This is a genomic window from Undibacterium sp. Ji49W (genome assembly GCF_049340205.1).
In the GTDB taxonomy this organism is placed as follows: domain Bacteria; phylum Pseudomonadota; class Gammaproteobacteria; order Burkholderiales; family Burkholderiaceae_D; genus Undibacterium.
Genome location: NZ_JBMPOW010000001.1, coordinates 330,530 through 347,733 on the forward strand (window position 1 = coordinate 330,530; position 17,204 = coordinate 347,733).

14 protein-coding genes and 1 riboswitch are annotated in these 17,204 nt (G+C 55.4%); of the genes, 3 read left to right on the plus strand and 11 right to left on the minus strand.

The window, feature by feature from the left end; genetic code table 11:
* The 6 genes from ACO0LK_RS01455 to ACO0LK_RS01480 form a co-directional block, all read right to left on the minus strand.
* On the minus strand, positions 1–1,452 hold the full coding sequence (locus tag ACO0LK_RS01455; RefSeq protein ID WP_422971455.1) for an SWIM zinc finger family protein: 1,452 nt from the start codon (positions 1,450–1,452) through the stop codon (positions 1–3).
* A 136-nt stretch (positions 1,453–1,588) separates the two neighbouring features.
* Positions 1,589–2,488 (minus strand): 3-hydroxyisobutyrate dehydrogenase, encoded by a 900-nt coding sequence (gene mmsB, locus ACO0LK_RS01460; protein WP_422971457.1) that lies wholly within the window; start codon positions 2,486–2,488, stop codon positions 1,589–1,591.
* 186 nt (positions 2,489–2,674) lie between these two features.
* Positions 2,675–3,874 (minus strand): enoyl-CoA hydratase/isomerase family protein, encoded by a 1,200-nt coding sequence (locus ACO0LK_RS01465; RefSeq protein ID WP_422971459.1) that lies wholly within the window; start codon positions 3,872–3,874, stop codon positions 2,675–2,677.
* Positions 3,871–4,662, minus strand: coding sequence for an enoyl-CoA hydratase (locus ACO0LK_RS01470; protein WP_422971461.1), 792 nt, complete (start codon positions 4,660–4,662; stop codon positions 3,871–3,873). Before ACO0LK_RS01470 ends, ACO0LK_RS01465 begins: the two co-directional genes overlap by 4 nt.
* Positions 4,659–5,819 carry an acyl-CoA dehydrogenase family protein gene (locus ACO0LK_RS01475; RefSeq protein WP_422971463.1) on the minus strand — a complete coding sequence of 387 codons (1,161 nt, stop codon included), beginning with the start codon at positions 5,817–5,819 and terminating at the stop codon, positions 4,659–4,661. The genes ACO0LK_RS01470 and ACO0LK_RS01475 overlap by 4 nt, the downstream gene beginning before the upstream one ends.
* Before the next feature lie 12 nt (positions 5,820–5,831).
* A complete protein-coding gene (locus ACO0LK_RS01480) occupies positions 5,832–7,343 on the minus strand; it encodes a CoA-acylating methylmalonate-semialdehyde dehydrogenase (protein WP_422971465.1) in 1,512 nt (503 codons plus the stop codon).
* A gap of 284 nt (positions 7,344–7,627) precedes the next feature.
* Positions 7,628–7,816: riboswitch (cobalamin riboswitch) on the minus strand.
* Positions 7,817–8,284: 468 nt separating this feature from the next.
* Between ACO0LK_RS01480 and fumC the strand changes: the two genes are divergently transcribed.
* A complete protein-coding gene (fumC, locus tag ACO0LK_RS01485) occupies positions 8,285–9,691 on the plus strand; it encodes a class II fumarate hydratase (RefSeq protein ID WP_422971467.1) in 1,407 nt (468 codons plus the stop codon).
* A complete protein-coding gene (locus tag ACO0LK_RS01490; RefSeq protein ID WP_422971469.1) occupies positions 9,688–9,873 on the plus strand; it encodes a hypothetical protein in 186 nt (61 codons plus the stop codon). The genes fumC and ACO0LK_RS01490 overlap by 4 nt, the downstream gene beginning before the upstream one ends.
* On the opposite strand, the gene ACO0LK_RS01495 is transcribed toward ACO0LK_RS01490, so the two are convergent.
* The 5 genes from ACO0LK_RS01495 to metE all read right to left on the minus strand — a co-directional run bounded on the left by ACO0LK_RS01495 (position 9,860) and on the right by metE (position 16,034).
* Positions 9,860–10,498, minus strand: coding sequence for a PqiC family protein (locus tag ACO0LK_RS01495; protein ID WP_422971471.1), 639 nt, complete (start codon positions 10,496–10,498; stop codon positions 9,860–9,862). The genes ACO0LK_RS01490 and ACO0LK_RS01495 overlap by 14 nt on opposite strands.
* Positions 10,498–12,210, minus strand: a complete 1,713-nt coding sequence (locus ACO0LK_RS01500; RefSeq protein WP_422971473.1) for an intermembrane transport protein PqiB — start codon at positions 12,208–12,210, stop codon at positions 10,498–10,500. The genes ACO0LK_RS01495 and ACO0LK_RS01500 overlap by 1 nt, the downstream gene beginning before the upstream one ends.
* On the minus strand, positions 12,203–12,859 hold the full coding sequence (locus tag ACO0LK_RS01505) for a paraquat-inducible protein A (protein WP_422971475.1): 657 nt from the start codon (positions 12,857–12,859) through the stop codon (positions 12,203–12,205). Before ACO0LK_RS01505 ends, ACO0LK_RS01500 begins: the two co-directional genes overlap by 8 nt.
* On the minus strand, positions 12,852–13,445 hold the full coding sequence (locus ACO0LK_RS01510) for a paraquat-inducible protein A (RefSeq protein ID WP_422971477.1): 594 nt from the start codon (positions 13,443–13,445) through the stop codon (positions 12,852–12,854). The genes ACO0LK_RS01505 and ACO0LK_RS01510 overlap by 8 nt, the downstream gene beginning before the upstream one ends.
* 285 nt (positions 13,446–13,730) lie before the next feature.
* Positions 13,731–16,034 carry a 5-methyltetrahydropteroyltriglutamate--homocysteine S-methyltransferase gene (gene metE / locus ACO0LK_RS01515; RefSeq protein ID WP_422971479.1) on the minus strand — a complete coding sequence of 768 codons (2,304 nt, stop codon included), beginning with the start codon at positions 16,032–16,034 and terminating at the stop codon, positions 13,731–13,733.
* 92 nt (positions 16,035–16,126) lie between these two features.
* On the opposite strand from metE, the gene ACO0LK_RS01520 reads away from it, so the two are divergent.
* Positions 16,127–17,047 (plus strand): LysR substrate-binding domain-containing protein, encoded by a 921-nt coding sequence (locus ACO0LK_RS01520; RefSeq protein WP_422971481.1) that lies wholly within the window; start codon positions 16,127–16,129, stop codon positions 17,045–17,047.
* Positions 17,048–17,204: the final 157 nt, after the last annotated feature.

Genomic DNA, 17,204 nt, shown 5'->3' on the forward strand with positions numbered 1-17,204 from the left:
CTAATCGTTTACCATAGTTTCTACAGCCAGTACATGTTTGCAAGGCCCACGCAAACCCTGGTGTTTGGCGAACCAGGGACAAGTACAGCGCAATTCGCCATCGACTTCGCGCACGCGGTGCTGGATATCTGCGCTTTGCACACTGGCTTCAAGCGGCTGGTTTTTTATGATGCTGACCGCATTGTCTTTTAGCAGTTCACGGGCAGCAGCAAGACGTGGATGCAGGTCTTCTGCCATGCTCAGATCCAGCGGTAACACGCGATGGAAGTAGCTGCCTTCTGTCACATCAAAGCCCAGCAGGCCAGAGACGCCAAGTATGCGCAGACTCTCTTCTATACTGGCTTGTGGTAAATCAAGTTGTTCAGCCAGGGCCGGGGCTTGCAGTATTGATTGCCATTGCAAATGTGCGCGCAAGCGGGGTAGGGCATCAGCATTCTGCATATTCATCAGTGCTCGCAGGGCCTGGCCTTCACCTGAGAAACCACGCCATACTTCAGCACTCAGGGCCAGGGTCAAACGGGCGCTAGTAAATTGCAAGACCCAGGCACTGGCTTGTTGCGCTTCATCGGCAAAGATGGCCATGGACTTCACGCGCGGCAGCAAGGCTTCCAGCACACGCAGGCGAGTGCTATCGACCAGACGTATGCTGTCAGGTTCTGGTCTGGTCGTAGTGCGGAGGCCGAAAGGGCCATGCGATATCCATAAAGGCGTTTTGCTGGTTGATGCCTTGGGCAGTGAGCGCAAGAAGCGCAAGGCTTCAGCGCCGCTGACTTCGACGATCTTGCGCATGCCAGCTTGGTAAGACTGCACTTCCAGCATGCCACGTATCCAGCGTAGCGGTAGTTCGACTTTTTTCTCGATGACGCTATTGCCACCGGTATGAACCGTAAAGGCAGCCTGCCCGACTGACAGCGCTAACCCCGAGGCATCGCGTACCCGCGCCAGAGCAGCTCGCATAGGCGCATTGAAATCGACATTGGTCGTGCCCCTGCCGACTATGTCACCTTCATAGCTGCCGGACAGCATATCGACGCGGATATAGGCACTGCAACAAGAAGAAAATCCTTCAAAACGCAAAATGCCACCACCCGAAGTAACAACCGGGTCAGCCAGCATGAGGTTTTTTGCCAGCGTATTTGCAGGCGTGAAAAAACGTGAACCGACGATGATGTGTACGGCGGTCAGCAATTCGGCTGACAGGCGCGGTTGCTTTAACGAACCTTCAAAAAAATGCGGATGGGCGATAGCCGCGTTGTCAACGGGGCTGGATGTGGCCAGTTGCAACCGGGCCCCGACCTCATCGGTCAGGGCCGAAGCTTGCAGGTAGTGGTAGGCTTGGGCTTGGGTAGTCATGGACGCCAGCATATCGCTTTGTGAAGCAATTGTCATGAAGCGCACGGTAGTGAACTGTAACAGTTGAAACAGAGTGCACACCATGTCCGCGACTATCATGGCAGCGCTGCAAATGCTCGCGACAGTGCTGCTATGACAGTCCTGCTATAGCTGCGCATGCGTGCTGACTTTGTCTTGTCTTGACAGTCGCGGGTACGTCCTTTATTTCCTCTTCAACTGCCACAGTCCAGTATTTCTATTCCTTTTTATGAAGTAGCTCCAGTATGCTGGAAAAGTCTTTGCCACCTGCCCCGGCTTTGCTGTGAATGCCATACAGATTTCGCACAGCTTCACCCAGTGGAATACTGGCATTGCCGCCCAGTGCTGCTTCGGTCGCCAGCCCCAGATCTTTCAGCATCAGGTCAACACCAAAACCACCTGCGTAGCCGCGTGAAGCGGGGGTGTTTTCCATGACGCCAGGGTAGGGGTTATACAGTTCCAGCGCCCAGTTGCGGCCTGAGCTTTTGCTCATGATGTCGGACAGAATTTTGGGATCTAGCCCATTCGCCACACCCAGCGCCAACGCTTCTGCCGTGCCAGCCATCAGTATGCCCAGCAGCATGTTGTTGCAGATTTTCGCGGTTTGCCCGGCACCGTGTTCACCAGCGTGGAAGATGTTCTTGCCCATGGCGTTCAGCACGGGGCGGGCGCGTTCCAGGTCAGCCGTGCTGCCGCCGACGATGAAGGTCAGTGTGCCAGCCGCTGCGCCTGCGGTGCCGCCTGAGACCGGGGCGTCGACCATCGCCAGCCCGCGTGCAGCGGCTGCTTGTGCGACCTTCTTGGCAGATTGCGGGGCGATGGTGCTGCAGTCTATGATCAGTGCGCCATTGACAATGTGGGGGAGTATGCCGTCATCGCCGAGGTAGAGGTTTTCTACATGACGGCTGGCCGGCAGCATGCTGATGACGATGTCTGCGCCTTCTAGGGCTTGCGTGGCGTTGCCTGCGGCTAGTGCGCCTGCGTCTGCCAATGTTTTTAAGGTGACAGGGGAGAGGTCGAAGACGGTGAGGGCGTAGCCTGCCTTGAGCAGGTTAAGAGCCATGGGCGCGCCCATGTTGCCGAGGCCGATGAAGGCGATTTTGGATTGGTTTGACATGGTTTATCTCCTGGTTTTAGCTCCTTCCCCTTGATGGGAAGGTTTAAATATTGGGGCCAATCTTCCCTCCCCTTCAAGGGGAGGGTTAGGGTGGGGATGGGTTTCTTCAGCAAATAGAATATATTTCTTCATCAACCGAACCCCATCCCCATCCCAACCTTCCCCTTGAAGGGGAAGGAGTAAAAATCAAGCCGCCTGCTGGTGCAATGATTCACTCGCACCCAAATCCCTTAAAGGATGCTGCTCTGACGCCCAAAGACGCGCAAAATATCGCTCGCCATCCCGCGGCTGCAATTCGCCCAAACTACCTGGCAACCATTGCGGCTTCTGGTCCTTGTCCACAATCAGTGCCCGTATTCCTTCCGCAAAATCATGGCCCTGCGTGCAGGCCAGTGCGGCCACCAGTTCCATACGGAAGATTTCTGCCAGAGACAAATGCTTGCCGCGTTCCTGCAAGGCATGGGCCAGCCAGGCGGATGTCGGGCTGCCTTTTTGCAGGCTGGCGACGGCTTTTTGCAGCCACACATCGTCTTTTACTTCGCTTGCACCAAGCTCGCAGATATTGCTGATGATGGTGGTCAGGTCGGCAGCACTGCACAGTTGATTGATGAGATCAAAATGCTGGCGCAATGGCCCTGTGCTGCACAAGCTGCCAGCACTGCGTTGTTGTTCATGCAGGATATGGCTCAGGCGCAGGTGGTTGCTCAGCTTATTGTTGTCTGCCTGCTTGCTCCATTCGCAGTCTTGCAGGCGGGCCAGCAGTTCTGCCTTGCTCTCGTGTGGCAATTGCAGGTCGGCCAGCTTCACAAATACGGCGTCGCTGGCATTGATGTTCGCACCCGTCAAGGCCAGGAACAAACCCAGCTTGCCCGGCATGCGGTTCAAAAACCAGGTGCCACCTACGTCGGGGAACAGGCCTATGGCAATTTCTGGCATGGCGAGGCGGGACTTTTCGGTGACGACGCGGTGGCTGGCGCCAGCCATCAAGCCTATGCCACCACCCATGACGATGCCGTGTCCCCAGCATAATATGGGTTTGCGATAAGTGTGAATTTGATAGTCGAGGCGGTATTCCTGCTCGAAAAAATCCAGCGCATAGGCATTTCCCAGCAAGTCATCTTTTTTATCCGACGCATGATGCTCGCGCATGCTGGTGTACAGGTTTTGCAAGTCGCCGCCAGCACAAAATGCTTTTTCGCCAGCGGCTTGCAAGACCACCATGGCGATGCTGTCATCTTCATCCCAGGCTTGTAATTGCTTGCCCAGTAATTGCACCATCTCTTTGGACAGGGCATTCAGGGTTTTTTCTGAATTCAGGGTTGCCACGCCCAGCTGCATGCCGTTGGCAGCAGGCAGGGTGTGGAACAGGACTGGAGCGTCGCTCATGCATTCCTCCACACGGGTGGACGTTTTTCCAGAAAGGCGGTGACACCTTCTTTTTGATCTGCGGTATCAAACAGGGCCAGGAAGGCTTCGCGTTCTTGCGGCAGCACGGTGTTCATCGGTTGCTTGCGTGCGCCCTGTATCAGTTGCTTGCATGCCTTGACGCTGCTGGGGCTTTGCTTGCCTACCTGTTTGGCCAGGGCCAGTGCGTGTTCCAGTGCACCGCCGGTGGCGACGACTTCTTCCACTAGACCTATGCGCATGGAAGTGGCAGCATCGACGCGTTCACCACACAAGATCAGGCGTTTGGCCCAGCCTTCACCGACCAGCCATGTAAGATTTTGCGTGCCGCCAGCGCAGGGCAGCAAGCCGACTGCGGCTTCTGGCAAGGCCATTTGCGCCTGGGTTTCGGCAATGCGCAAATCACAAGCCAGTGCGCATTCGAGGCCACCGCCCATGGCGTAGCCATTGATGGCAGCGATGGAAACACCACGGAAGCGGCTCAGGGTTTCAAATGCTTCACCAAAGCGGCGTGCCATGTCCAGTGCTACGGCCTTATCGCCATCGGCAAACAGTTTCAAATCTGCGCCTGCTGAAAAGAATTTCTGGCCTGAGCCTGTGATGACGAGGCTATAGATATCTGCATCAGCATTGAGGTCATTGACGAGTTGCGTCAATGCCTGCAAACCCGCAGCCGTCCAGGTATTGGCGGGCGGATTGGCCAGGGTCACCAGGGCAGTGTGGCCTATGATTTCGCATTGCAGATTGGTGTAGTTGGCATATTTGCTCATAAAAATTCCTCGCTTGCGGGTTGGTTTAGCATGTGACGGGCGACGATGACGCGCATGATTTCATTCGTGCCTTCGAGTATCTGGTGCACCCTGACATCGCGCAAGAAACGCTCCAGCGGGTATTCGCGTATATAGCCGTAACCGCCGTGGATTTGCAGGGCTTCATTGCAGACGGCAAAGCCGGTGTCGGTTGCCAGGCGCTTGGCCATGGCGCAATACACTGAGGCATTGTCGGCCTTGCTGTCGAGTTTGCTGGCGGCGAGACGTACCATCTGGCGGGCAGCGACCAGTTCGGTTTGCATGTCGGCCAGTTTGAATTGCAGTACCTGAAAATCAGATAGTTTCTTCTGAAACTGCATGCGCTCATTCATATATGTTTGCGCGCTATTGAGGGCCGATTGCGCTGCACCGATGGAGCAGGTGGCGATGTTGATGCGGCCACCATCCAGGCCACGCATGGCGATGCGAAAGCCCTCGCCTTCTTCACCCAGCAAGTGGCTGCGGGGTATGCTTACCTGGTCAAAGTTGACAGTGCGGGTGGGCTGGCTGTTCCAGCCCATCTTGTCTTCTTTCTTGCCATAGCTGATGCCGGGCAAATCTGCCGGTACGGCAAAGGCAGATATACCGCCTGCACCATCGCCCCCCGTGCGCGCCATGACGACCAGCATATTGGTGGCACCGGCGCCTGAGATAAAGGCTTTGCTGCCATCGAGGATATAGCTGTCGCCATCCAGACGTGCGCTGGTGCGCAGTGATGCTGCGTCAGAGCCTGAGCCAGCTTCGGTCAGGCAATAGGAGGCCAGCTTCTCGCCTGCGGCCAGCCTGGGTACCCATTCCTGCTGCACCTCTGGCGTGCCCCAATTGGCAATCATCCAGCTTGCCATATTGTGTATCGTGATGTAAGCCGTGGTTGAAGGGCAGGCGCGTGCCAGCTCTTCAAAAATGATTGCTGCATCCAGCCGCGTCAGGCCCAGTCCACCCAGTACTTCTGGCACATACAGCCCGCAAAATCCCAGCTCCCCGGCATGGGCGATAACGTCCAGCGGGAAGTGGGAAGTGGCATCCCAATGCGCGGCTTGCGCCGCCATTTCATGGGCGGCGAAGCTGCGGGCAGATTGCTGGTAGGCGCGCTGGTCTTCACTAAGATCGAAGTCCATGATGGCCTCCGATTACTTCAGCGAGATGGTGGTATTCACCTTGCCAGCGCTGACGCTGTCATCAAACCAGCGTGCCGTGATGGTCTTGGTCTGGGTGTAGAACTGTATGACTTGTTTGCCGTAAGGCCCCAGGTCCCCGAGTTTGGATGCACGTGAGCCGGTAAATGAAAACAGCGGCACAGGCACAGGGATAGGTACGTTGATGCCGATCTGGCCTACATCGATATCTTCTTCAAAAGTACGGGCGGCAGCGCCAGACTGGGTGAACAGTGCCGTGCCGTTGCCGTTAGGGTTGGCGTTGATGATGGCGATGGCGTCAGCCAGCGTATCCGCCTGCATGATGCATAGCACAGGGCCAAAGATTTCTTCTTCATACACGCGCATGCCGGGCTTGACGCCGGTGAAGACCGTAGGGCCAACGAAGTTGCCGTTCTCATAGCCTGGCACTTGTGGTGCGCGGCCATCCAGCACCAGATTGGCACCTTCGGCAATACCCTGGGCGATCAGGCTTTCTACTCGCTCTTTGGCGGTGCAGGAAATGACCGGGCCTATGTCAGTATTGGCTTCTGCACCCGCATTGATCTTGAGGCCGCGGGCGCGGTCCAGCAAGTCTGGTACCCACTGGTTGGCTTCACCAACGAGGATGACCACAGACAGCGCCATGCAGCGCTGGCCAGCCGCACCAAAGGCAGCACCTGCGAGGTTGTTCAGGGTTTGTTCTTTATTCGCATCTGGCAGGACGATGGCGTGGTTCTTGGCACCCATCATGCACTGTGCACGTTTGCCCGCCAGCGTCGCGCGGTTATACACATGGGTGCCTACGCGGGTAGAGCCAACGAAGGACACCGCCTTGATATCAGGGTGATCGCAAATCGCATTGACGATGTCTTCACCACCATGTACCACATTCAGCACGCCAGGTGGCACGCCAGCCTGCATGGCCAGTTCAGCCAGACGCATGGTGACCATGGGGTCTTGCTCGGATGGTTTCAGGATGAAGGTATTGCCGCAGGCAATCGCCATGGGGAACATCCACAGCGGTATCATCGCCGGGAAGTTGAAAGGGGTAATGCCAGCACACACGCCCAGCGGCTGGTTCAGGGTATAGGTATCGACACCGCTGGCAACGTTATTGGCGATTTCGCCCATTTGCAGGTTGCCGATATTGGCCGCATGCTCAACCACTTCCAGACCACGGAATATATCGCCTTCAGCATCGGCCAGGGTCTTGCCCTGTTCGGCTGTCAGCAACGCGGCCAGCTCGGCCATGTTTTCACGTATCAGTTGCTGATATTTGAGGAAGATGCGCGCGCGTGTGCCTATCGCTGTCTTGCGCCAGGTCTTGAAAGCGGCCTTGGCCGCATCGACTGCGGCCTGCATTTCGTCTGGTGTCGTAAACGGCACATGGGCCAGCACCTGTTGCGTGGCCGGGTTGATCACGTTGCGCCATTGCGTGGATTTGGAGTCTATCAATTCGCCGTTGATCAGCAGTTTGACGTTGGGGACCTTGGTAAGAGTAGCCATGATGCTTTCCTGAACCTTCCTGATTGCGCACGGATTCACGGCGGGCTATGCCCGCAACAAGAGCCGCACTGATGCCTGAAAAACAGGATGATCACCACATGCAGAAACCTGCCGCAGCAACGATCCTGACCATGGACATGCACCGTGTGGATGCACACCCGCCACGCACCTTCCGTACGTGACCAGACCTTGGGAAAAACAGTGAAAGAATAGTATTGAAGACAGGCATCTGCCCGCCATCAGGCGCGCCATGCAATATCCCAAACATAGCCTTCCGCAATGTTTTTTCCAGCGATCAACAGGCCGGTATCCGGGCTTGCAAGTCTTGTTACATCGCCTTCCCAGTCATGCATGACCAGTGGCGTGGATGATGTAACCGCACTTGCCTACCGTTGCGGAGGCAGCAGGGGCTTGAAACCTGCTTACGATCTTACTGCGCATGCGTGATCGGGGCTCATGTGCTGCTCAAAATGCTCATGTACTACAAGTACATTCCGCTTTTTGCGCTGCTCTTCACTCCCGCTGACGCACGCTCGCTACAGATCGTAAACACGTTTTTAGGTCTTGATACCAACCATCACTTGTCAGTGACAGCGATCAGGACGACCACTTTCCCGTTTAACACAGCCCAAGAAATTGGGATGTGCACCTGTTATTTTTAGAATAGCATAAGACTTGACGTTTACGTAAACGTTAATCGATGTGAATGGATGAAAAAAATTCAGCGACGCCTGGATGCGGCAATCTGCATAAAGTTGCCAATCGGTAAAAAATGGCAGAAATCGGCAAAAAGCAGGTTTGCTCCAGATTGAGTATCATAAAAGCCATTGGTACTTGCCAGCATGGGGCAAGTACAGTCTGTCAAGCACAGTGCATACCTGCTCCTTGAAGGATGTCAGGTGCTTCAGGTGCCTCAGGTACCATTAACCAGGAAAACAGCAATGACCAGTCAACACAGCCAAGACAATGCCAACAACAGGATGGAACGCGATACCTTTGGTGAAATCGCCGTTCCGGCAGATGCATTATGGGGTGCGCAAACCCAGCGTTCACTGCATCACTTTGCCATCTCTACTGAAAAAATGCCGGATGCCCTGGTGCTGGCACTGGCACGTGTGAAACGTAGTTGTGCCATCGTGAACCGTGATCTGGGATTGATGGATGCCCGGTTTGCCGATGCCATCGTTGCCGCCGCCGATGAGGTACTGGCCGGCGCGCATCCGCATGCCTTTCCGCTGTCGGTATGGCAGACCGGGTCCGGCACGCAAAGCAATATGAACATGAATGAAGTGCTGGCCAATCGCGCTTCCGAAATATTGGGCGGCACCCGCGGCATGAGTCGCCTGGTGCATCCGAATGATCAGGTGAATATGGGGCAGTCATCGAATGATGTGTTCCCTACTGCCATGTATGTTGCTGCCTGTCTGACGGTGACGCAATCCTTGTTGCCAGCCCTGCGGCAATTGCATGCTTCGCTGGCTGCCAAGGCGACTGAATTTGCCGATATCGTCAAGATTGGCCGCACGCATTTGCAGGATGCGACGCCACTGACGCTGGGGCAGGAAGTCTCTGGCTGGGTGGCGCAGCTGGCGCATGCGGAACAGGCCATCAGCCTCAGCCTGCCGGCTTTGCAGGAACTGGCCATCGGCGGTACGGCGGTTGGTACAGGCCTGAATACCCATGCAGAATTTGGTCAGCGCGTTGCCGCCAGTCTGGCGCAGGATACCGGCATAGGCTTTATTGCCGCACCCAACCGTTTTGCCGCACTGGCGGCGCATGATGCCATGGTCAGCTCACATGGTGCATTGAAAACCCTGGCGGTGGCCTTGATGAAAATCGCCAATGATATACGCTGGCTGGCTTCCGGCCCACGTTCTGGCCTGGGTGAATTACAGATACCGGAAAACGAACCCGGCAGTTCCATCATGCCGGGCAAGGTTAATCCTACCCAGTGCGAAGCGGTGACCATGGTGTGTTGCCAGGTCATGGGTAATGATGTGGCCTTGAGCATAGGTGGTGCAGCAGGTAATTTTGAATTGAATGTATTCAAACCGCTCATCGTGCATAATTTCCTGCAAAGCACGCGCCTGCTGGCTGATGCCATGGCCAGCCTGGATCAGCATTGCGTGCAGGGCATGCAGGCAAATCGCCAGCGCATCACTGAACTGTTGAAAAATTCGTTGATGCTGGTGACTGCACTCAACCCACATATAGGCTATGACAAATCGGCCGCAATCGCCAAATACGCGCATCATCACCAGACCACTCTGCGTGAAGCGGCATTGACGCTGGGCCATGTCACGGCAGAGGAATTTGATGCCTGGGTCAGACCGGAAGACATGGTTTGAATAACCTGGTGGCGGAAATGCCTGAGCTGCCGCATCAGATATCTTCCGCCAGTGATGGCGGTCATGGTTGCGTTGCATATGTCCGCGATAGCTTTGCTGTCGCGGCGCATGGGTATCAAGCCTGTCTTGCCGTGATTGCCGGGCAAGCGTCTTTTACTTCTGTTTCAACTATTGCGGTTTAGTGGCCGGAGTCTTGCGTACGCCTCGTACACTCGCCCCCACTTGCTCCGCCAGTTGCTGTGCTGCTTCGGACATCGCCGGTGCGACGGCTTCATACGCCGCGCTATTCAGGCGAACAGTGAAAATATTGTGCTCACGCTTGAGCAGTTTTCTGTTGCTGTCCAGTACTACCCAACTTGCTTCCAGGGTGAGCTGGCTACCGCTGTTGATGAGTAACTGGTCTATCTGAACCTTAGCGAGGTAACGAGGTAGGGGGCTGGATGGGTTTGCGGCGATGCCTGCGCTGATGCCGGTATCGGATGACAGCCAGGCATCTGGCAGGCTGGTACGCAGATGGGCCATGAGGGACAGCGTCAATTGTTCATCCAGCGGTGCTATCCAGCGCTGTTCGTCAGTGACGAGAGATTCAGTGGCGGACTTTTGGATGACCAGTTGCGGGCGGTTGATAGCTTCCGGCACTTTGACAGTGGCGATGACGAGTTCATACTGCGGCTCTGCCTGGGAGGTGGCAGCCAGCGGATAGTCAAGGCGGTAGAGGTGTTCTACCGGCGGTGTGGCGCAGGCAGCCAGCAGTGTTGACACAAGCAGCGTGGCCAGTGACAGCCTGAGTATATGTGTGCTTCGCATTATGGTTTTACCTTTTGTTTGCCAAATACCAGTGCATCGGGGTGGCGTTCCAGCATGTCGGCCAGGTTGGCGACAGCGCGGGCGGATCTGGCGACCTGCTTCAGCGATTCGCGCATGTCTTGCTGAAGTGGCGCGTCTTCTGTCAACAGGGCATTGGCACTGTTGAGCGTGCCCCGTGCCTCTTTAAGGGTGGATGTCAGTTCTGGCGTGACTTCAACATCAAGGCGGCGCACCAGCTTTTCTGTGCTGGCGAGCGTGCTGTTGAGCTTGCTCAGCGCTTGCACCAGTTCGGCAGATATGGTGTCGAAAGGTAGTTTGTCTATTTTCTTGGCGATACGGCCGACGGTATCCTGGATTTCACCCAAGCCACCACCAACGGTAGGCAGTACCGGGTAGTCGGTGCGCCAGTCCATTTTTGCCTGTGGGGCATCAGGGAAGAAATCGAGGGCGATATACAATTGCCCGGTCAGAAGGTTGCCGCTACGCAGTTGGCCGCGCAGGCCGCGTGAGATTAAATGTTCGAGCAGCGATCTCTCTTTGGCTTCGGTATCATCATCTGGCAGGCGGGCACCTGAGCGCACACGGGATTTGAGGCGATCCGGATAGAGACTGACTTCAACCGGGAAGCGTGGCAGGCGGCCATTTTCTGCAAATTCCACACCCAGGGATTTGACTTCGCCAATCACGATGCCACGTAAATCGACAGGTGCGCCCTTTGACAGACCGCGCAGTGTTTCAGGGAAGTACATGAGGAAGTTGCGTACCTTGGTATCAGGCGCACGCATGGCATGTTCGCGGTCTTCAAACAGGGAAAAGATGTTACCTTCGGCGGCGGGTTTGCCGCCGGGCAGGGCGTCGTCATGTTCCTGGAAGGCCAGACCGCCTTCGATCAGCGATGTCAATGATTCTGTGGTGACGCGCAGACCATTGGCGTCAAGCTGCATATCGACGCCGCTGGCATGCCAGAAGCGGGTATCGGCAGTCACATACTGGTCATACGGTGCATCGATGAAGACGTGGATGGTGACACCCTTGCCGTCGCGGTCCAGCTTGAACTTGGTAACATGACCGGCATTAATATGACGAAAGAAGATGGGCGAGCCATAAGTGACCGAGCCCGTTTGTGCACCGTGCAAGACAAATTCGCGCCCTGGCGTATCGCGGTTGACCAGCGGTGGTTCTTCCAGTCCTGTGAATTCATCGGTGGTGTCCGTGGCTGTACCCACATCAACGCCGATGTAGTTGCCGGACAAGAGTGTGGAGAGACCTGAGACCGAGCCACCAGAGATGCGCGGTTTGACGATGAAGAAACGGGTATCGGTAGCCAGGATGTCGGCAGCGCTCTTGATCAGTTGCGCCGTCACCAGCACACGCTTGCGGTCGGGCGACAGGGCAATGGCCTTGACATGACCCACATCGACGTCCTTGTAGCGCAGTTTGGTCTTGCCAGCTTCCAGTCCTTCTGCCGATTTAAAGGTGATGGTGATGAGCGGCCCCTGGCTGGTGACACTTTGCACCACCAGCCAGATACCAATGAGGGCGGCAATGACGGGCACTGCCCAGACGAAGGAAGGCAGACGCCGCCTTGGTTTGACCTTGACCACCGGCACGATGGCGTCGACGGCGGTGACAGTATTCGCGACCGTATCAACGGTCTCCCTGGCTTTGTCTGAAGAAGGCGTGTCGGGATGTTCTGATGTTGGATCACTCATGCGTCTTGCTTACCCAGATTAAACGTGAATCAAAGCTTTGTGCCGACAACATCGTCAACACCACCACAGCACCAAAAGCCAGCGCACCTGCGCCGGGGTGTATCGCCGCCAGTGACTGAAACTGTACCAGCGCCACCAATACTGTCACCACATACACATCCAGCATCGACCAGCGACCGACAGCTTCTATCATGCGGAATAACTGGATGCGCTGTAAAGGGTTCCAGCTGGATTTTTTCCAGCAGGTAAACAGCAGCAGACTGATTGAAAACAACTTAAGCAAGGGCACGACAATACTGGCAAAGAATACCAGCAGCGCCAGCGGCCATGAACCCGTGTTCAATAACACCAGTACCCCACTCATGATGGTGTCATCCTGCGCACCAAAGATGGTGTTGGTGTGCATGACGGGCAAGAGATTGGCCGGTATATACAATATCGTTGCAGCGACCAGATAGGCCAGCGATTTGGTCAGGCTGTCTTTATGACGCAAATGCAGGGCTGCACCACAATTCGGGCAATGGGTGGCTGCCTCATCATGGGTGCAGCACAGGGTTTCACAAATATCACAACTGATGAGCCCGGTTGCCGCACCGGTCTGGCCCGCCAGGCCAGCAGCGGGGATGTGGCGGTATTCGTGTTCAGACATGCTTCACCCCGGCGCTTGCCTTGATTCGTCTGGCCGCACGTGCCCACAGCCATACATTCCGTGGTGTCAGTACCGATGTCAGCGCTGCTGTGATGAAAATCAGGCTGGCGCAAGACCACAGGGCAGGGCCGATGACGATATCTGCCATGTGCTGTAGCTTGACCAGGGACACTAGCAGACCCAACATGAAAATTTCGACCATGCTCCAGGGCCGCAGGCTTTGCAGTGCACGCAAAGGTGTTCCCAGCGCCTGACGGGCATCGCCAAACCGGAGTACGCACAAAAGGTAGATCGCCAGCGATATCTGCAAGGCCGGCGCCAGCATGGTCGTAGTGATTACCAGCAGGGACAGCAGGTGCATGCCATCGTTCCACATGGCTAGGGCAGCATGCAGCAAGGTGGTGTCGCGCGTCACCTGCTGGACCTTGAGCGCCAGCAGGGGGAAGCTGTTAAGCAGCAGTAACAGGATCACCGAGGTAACTGCCAGGGCCAGCGCCATATCCAGGCTGGCACTGCCATTTCTGTAAAGCGTGGCACGACAACGCGGGCAGCTTGCTGCCTCGCCCCTTGCCAGCGGCGCATCCATGCAGATCAGGTCGCACTCATGACAGACAATAAATTTGTTGGCTGTGCTAATGGGAATTCACTTTCAGGGAAAAATGGCGCAGTAATACCCAGTTTATCCAAATTTTTCCATTAATCATAGAAAATTGGATAAATGCTGCCATGCCCTGATATGTTGCGGTTTTTTGCCTGTCGCTGATTGCTAAGCCCACTACGTCATCTGGTCGTGTTCCTTAGCACAAGGCAGAAGGCCATCTTCGCTGTGAAGATGGCCCGTGTTTCAATTCAGATCCATTGCAAAAAGCGATCAGCAGCAATCCTGATGTTCTTCGTCATCTGCTGCCACGGTGGCACGCAGCAGTTTGGCGGCCTGCACCATGTTTTCCAGGGCGGCAATGGTTTCTGGCCAGTCGCGGGTTTTCAGTCCGCAATCCGGGTTGACCCAAAGACGGGCATCAGGAATCACGCTACGGGCTTTTTGCAGCAGCCTTTGCATTTCGCTGACCTTGGGCACACGCGGTGAATGGATGTCATATACGCCGGGGCCGATATCATTCGGGTAGGCAAATTCACCAAAACCATCCAGCAATTCCATGTCCGAACGTGAAGTCTCTATGGTGATGACGTCGGCATCCATGGCAGCAATCCACGGCAGAATGTCATTGAATTCCGAATAGCACATATGGGTATGGATTTGTGTATCGTCATGTACACCGGCAGAACTCAGCTTGAAGGCACGCACGGCCCAATCCAGATAGGCGGCCCAGTCGCGCTGTTTCAAGGGCAGGCCCTCACGAAAGGCAGGTTCATCAATCTGTATCATGCCTATGCCGGCTTTTTCCAGATCACAGACTTCATCACGCAGGGCCAGGGCGATTTGCAGTGCAGTTGTTTCACGCGGCTGGTCATCACGCACGAAAGACCATTGCAGCATGGTGACCGGGCCGGTCAGCATGCCCTTCATCGGTTTTGCGGTCAGGCTTTGGGCGTATTCGCTCCAGGTGACGGTCATGGCTTCGGGCCTGTATACGTCACCGTAGATGAAGGGGGGCTTGACGCAGCGGGAGCCATAGCTCTGTACCCAGCCATTCAGCGTAAAGCCGTAACCCCACAATTGTTCGCCAAAATATTCCACCATGTCATTGCGTTCCGGCTCTCCGTGCACCAGCACATCGATATCGAGTTTTTCCTGTTGCTCGACGACGTGGCGTATTTCCGCGCGCATGGCTTCCAGGTAATCCAGATGCGTCAGCTCACCACGTTTGTAGGCTGCACGCGCCTGACGTATGGTTTTGGTTTGCGGGAAGGAGCCTATGCTGGTCGTTGGAAACTGTGGCAGGGCAAAGCGTTGCTGTTGTGCGCGTATGCGACCGGCAAACTGGCTTTGTCGTTCTGCATCCTGGGCGGTGATATCTGCCAGGCGTTTTTGCACGATGGGATTATGGATACGTACCGACTGACGGCGGCTTGCAACAGCCTGATCTGCCAGCTGGAATTCTTGCGCAACCTCCGCCGCATGACCATTCAAAGCTTGTTTCAGGGCCGACACTTCAACCAGTTTTTGCGTGGCAAAGGCCAGCCAGCTGCGGGTTTCTTCATCTAGTGCTGTCTCTGCTGCCAGGTCAACCGGTACATGCAGCAAGGAGCAACTGGGGGCTAGCCACAACTGATCCCCCAGTTTTTCCTGTGCTGCCTGTAAACTCACTGCCAGCGCAGACAGATCGGCACGCCAGATATTGCGCCCGTCTATCACCCCAGCCGATAACACACGACCTTGTGGCCAGTTTTGTAGCAGGCTGTCCAGTTGTTGCGGGGCGCGTACCAGATCCAGATGGACGCCTGCCACCGGCAGCGATTGCAGCAATGCAACACGGTCCTGCACGGTTTCAAAATAAGTTGCCAGCAGGATTTTTGGAGATTGCTGAACCAGTGCATGGTAAGCAAAAACAAAGGCATCCAGCCATGCAGTATCCAGATCAAGGGTCAGTATCGGTTCGTCAATTTGTACCCAGTCCAGCCCCTGTTCTTGCAAACGTGCCAGCAGGCGTTGATATGCCGGGATGATTTTTGGCAGCAGATCCAGTTTGTGCGTCAGGCCGCTTTTAATCTTGCCCAGGTAGAGTAAAGTCAAAGGCCCGACCAGAGTAACTTTGCTGGTATGGCCTTGTGCCTGGGCTTCAGCCAGTTCTTCAAACAGCCAGTCCACGCCGCCATTGAAGCTGGTGTCTGCGGTCCATTCGGGCACCAGATAATGGTAATTGGTATCGAACCACTTGGTCATCTCCATCGCAAAATGCTGGGGATTACCACGAGCAGCCACATAGTAATCGGACAGGGACAATTCTTTGGCATTGAAGCCAAAGCGACCGGGCAGGGCACCCAGCAAGGCCAGGGTATTCAATACCTGGTCATACCAGGCAAAATCACCGACGCTGACAAAATCCAGGCCCGCCTTTTTTTGCAAGGCCCAATGGCGGGCGCGCAATTCGCTGCCGGTGTCGCGCAGGGTGGCTTCGGTAATATCGCCGCGCCAGAAGGCTTCCTGAGCGAATTTCAATTCTCTTTGGGCGCCGATACGGGGGAAGCCCAGGGTGTGTGCTGTAGTTGTCATTTCATTCTCCTATCTTAGTTAATCTATGATGGGTTAGAATTGACTATGATTCAAACGACATATTTTAAGAATTAACTTGAATTTCATTCATAATGCAATCCATAATAGAACTGCGTCACCTGAAAACCCTGCTTGCGCTGCGTGAGTCCGGCAATTTGTTGCGGGCGGCTGTTTTGTTGAATGTCACCCAGTCGGCGCTGTCGCATCAGATCAAACTGCTGGAAGAGCATCATGGCATGCCGCTGTTTGAACGCAAGACAACGCCAATACGCTTTACTCCGGCAGGTGAGCGTTTGCTACAGTTGGCGGACAGTGTTTTGCCGCAGGTGGCCAATTGCGAACGCGACCTGGCGCGGCTGGCGCAGGGTGTGGCCGGGCAATTGCGCATAGCGGTCGAATGCCATACCTGTTTTGACTGGCTGATGCCGGCCATGGATTTATTCCGCCAGCGCTGGCCAGAGGTGGAACTGGATATCGTTTCCGGTTTTCAGGCTGACCCTGTGGGCTTGTTGTATAGCCACAAGGCAGATGTGGCCATCGTGTCCGAAATGGATAATGATGAAAGCGTGGCTTACCACCCGCTGTTTCGTTTCGAGATTGTGGCGCTGGTTGCCAAAGATCATGCGCTGGCCAAACGCGATTATCTGGTGGCGCAGGATTTTGCGACCGATACACTGATCACCTACCCGGTTCCAGATGACATGCTGGATGTGGTGCGCCAGGTACTGAAGCCAGCCGGTATCGATACCGCCCGCCGCACGACCGAGTTGACCGTCGCCATGCTGCAACTGGTGGCCAGCAAGCGCGGCATTGCCACTTTACCAGTATGGGCCGCACAGAATTATGTGAACCGTGATTACGTACTGCCCAAGCGCATTACCGCCGAGGGGCTGACCGGCAGGCTGTATGCAGCCTGTCTGCCGGATTTGTCTGACAAGGCCTACCTCAGCGACTTTGTGACAACCATACGTGAAAGCAGTTACCTGAATTTGCAAAGCATAGAACTCATCTGAAAGCGTGAGGGAGGCACAGATGCGACCTCATCTGCTCATATTTACGCGCAATAAATGATAATAAGAACGATTCTCGTTTACATATTGTTTCTGACTTGTTACAATTCAGCATCGTTTTTTTAACATCTCACCTCAGCCATTCCCTCAAAGAAAAGCC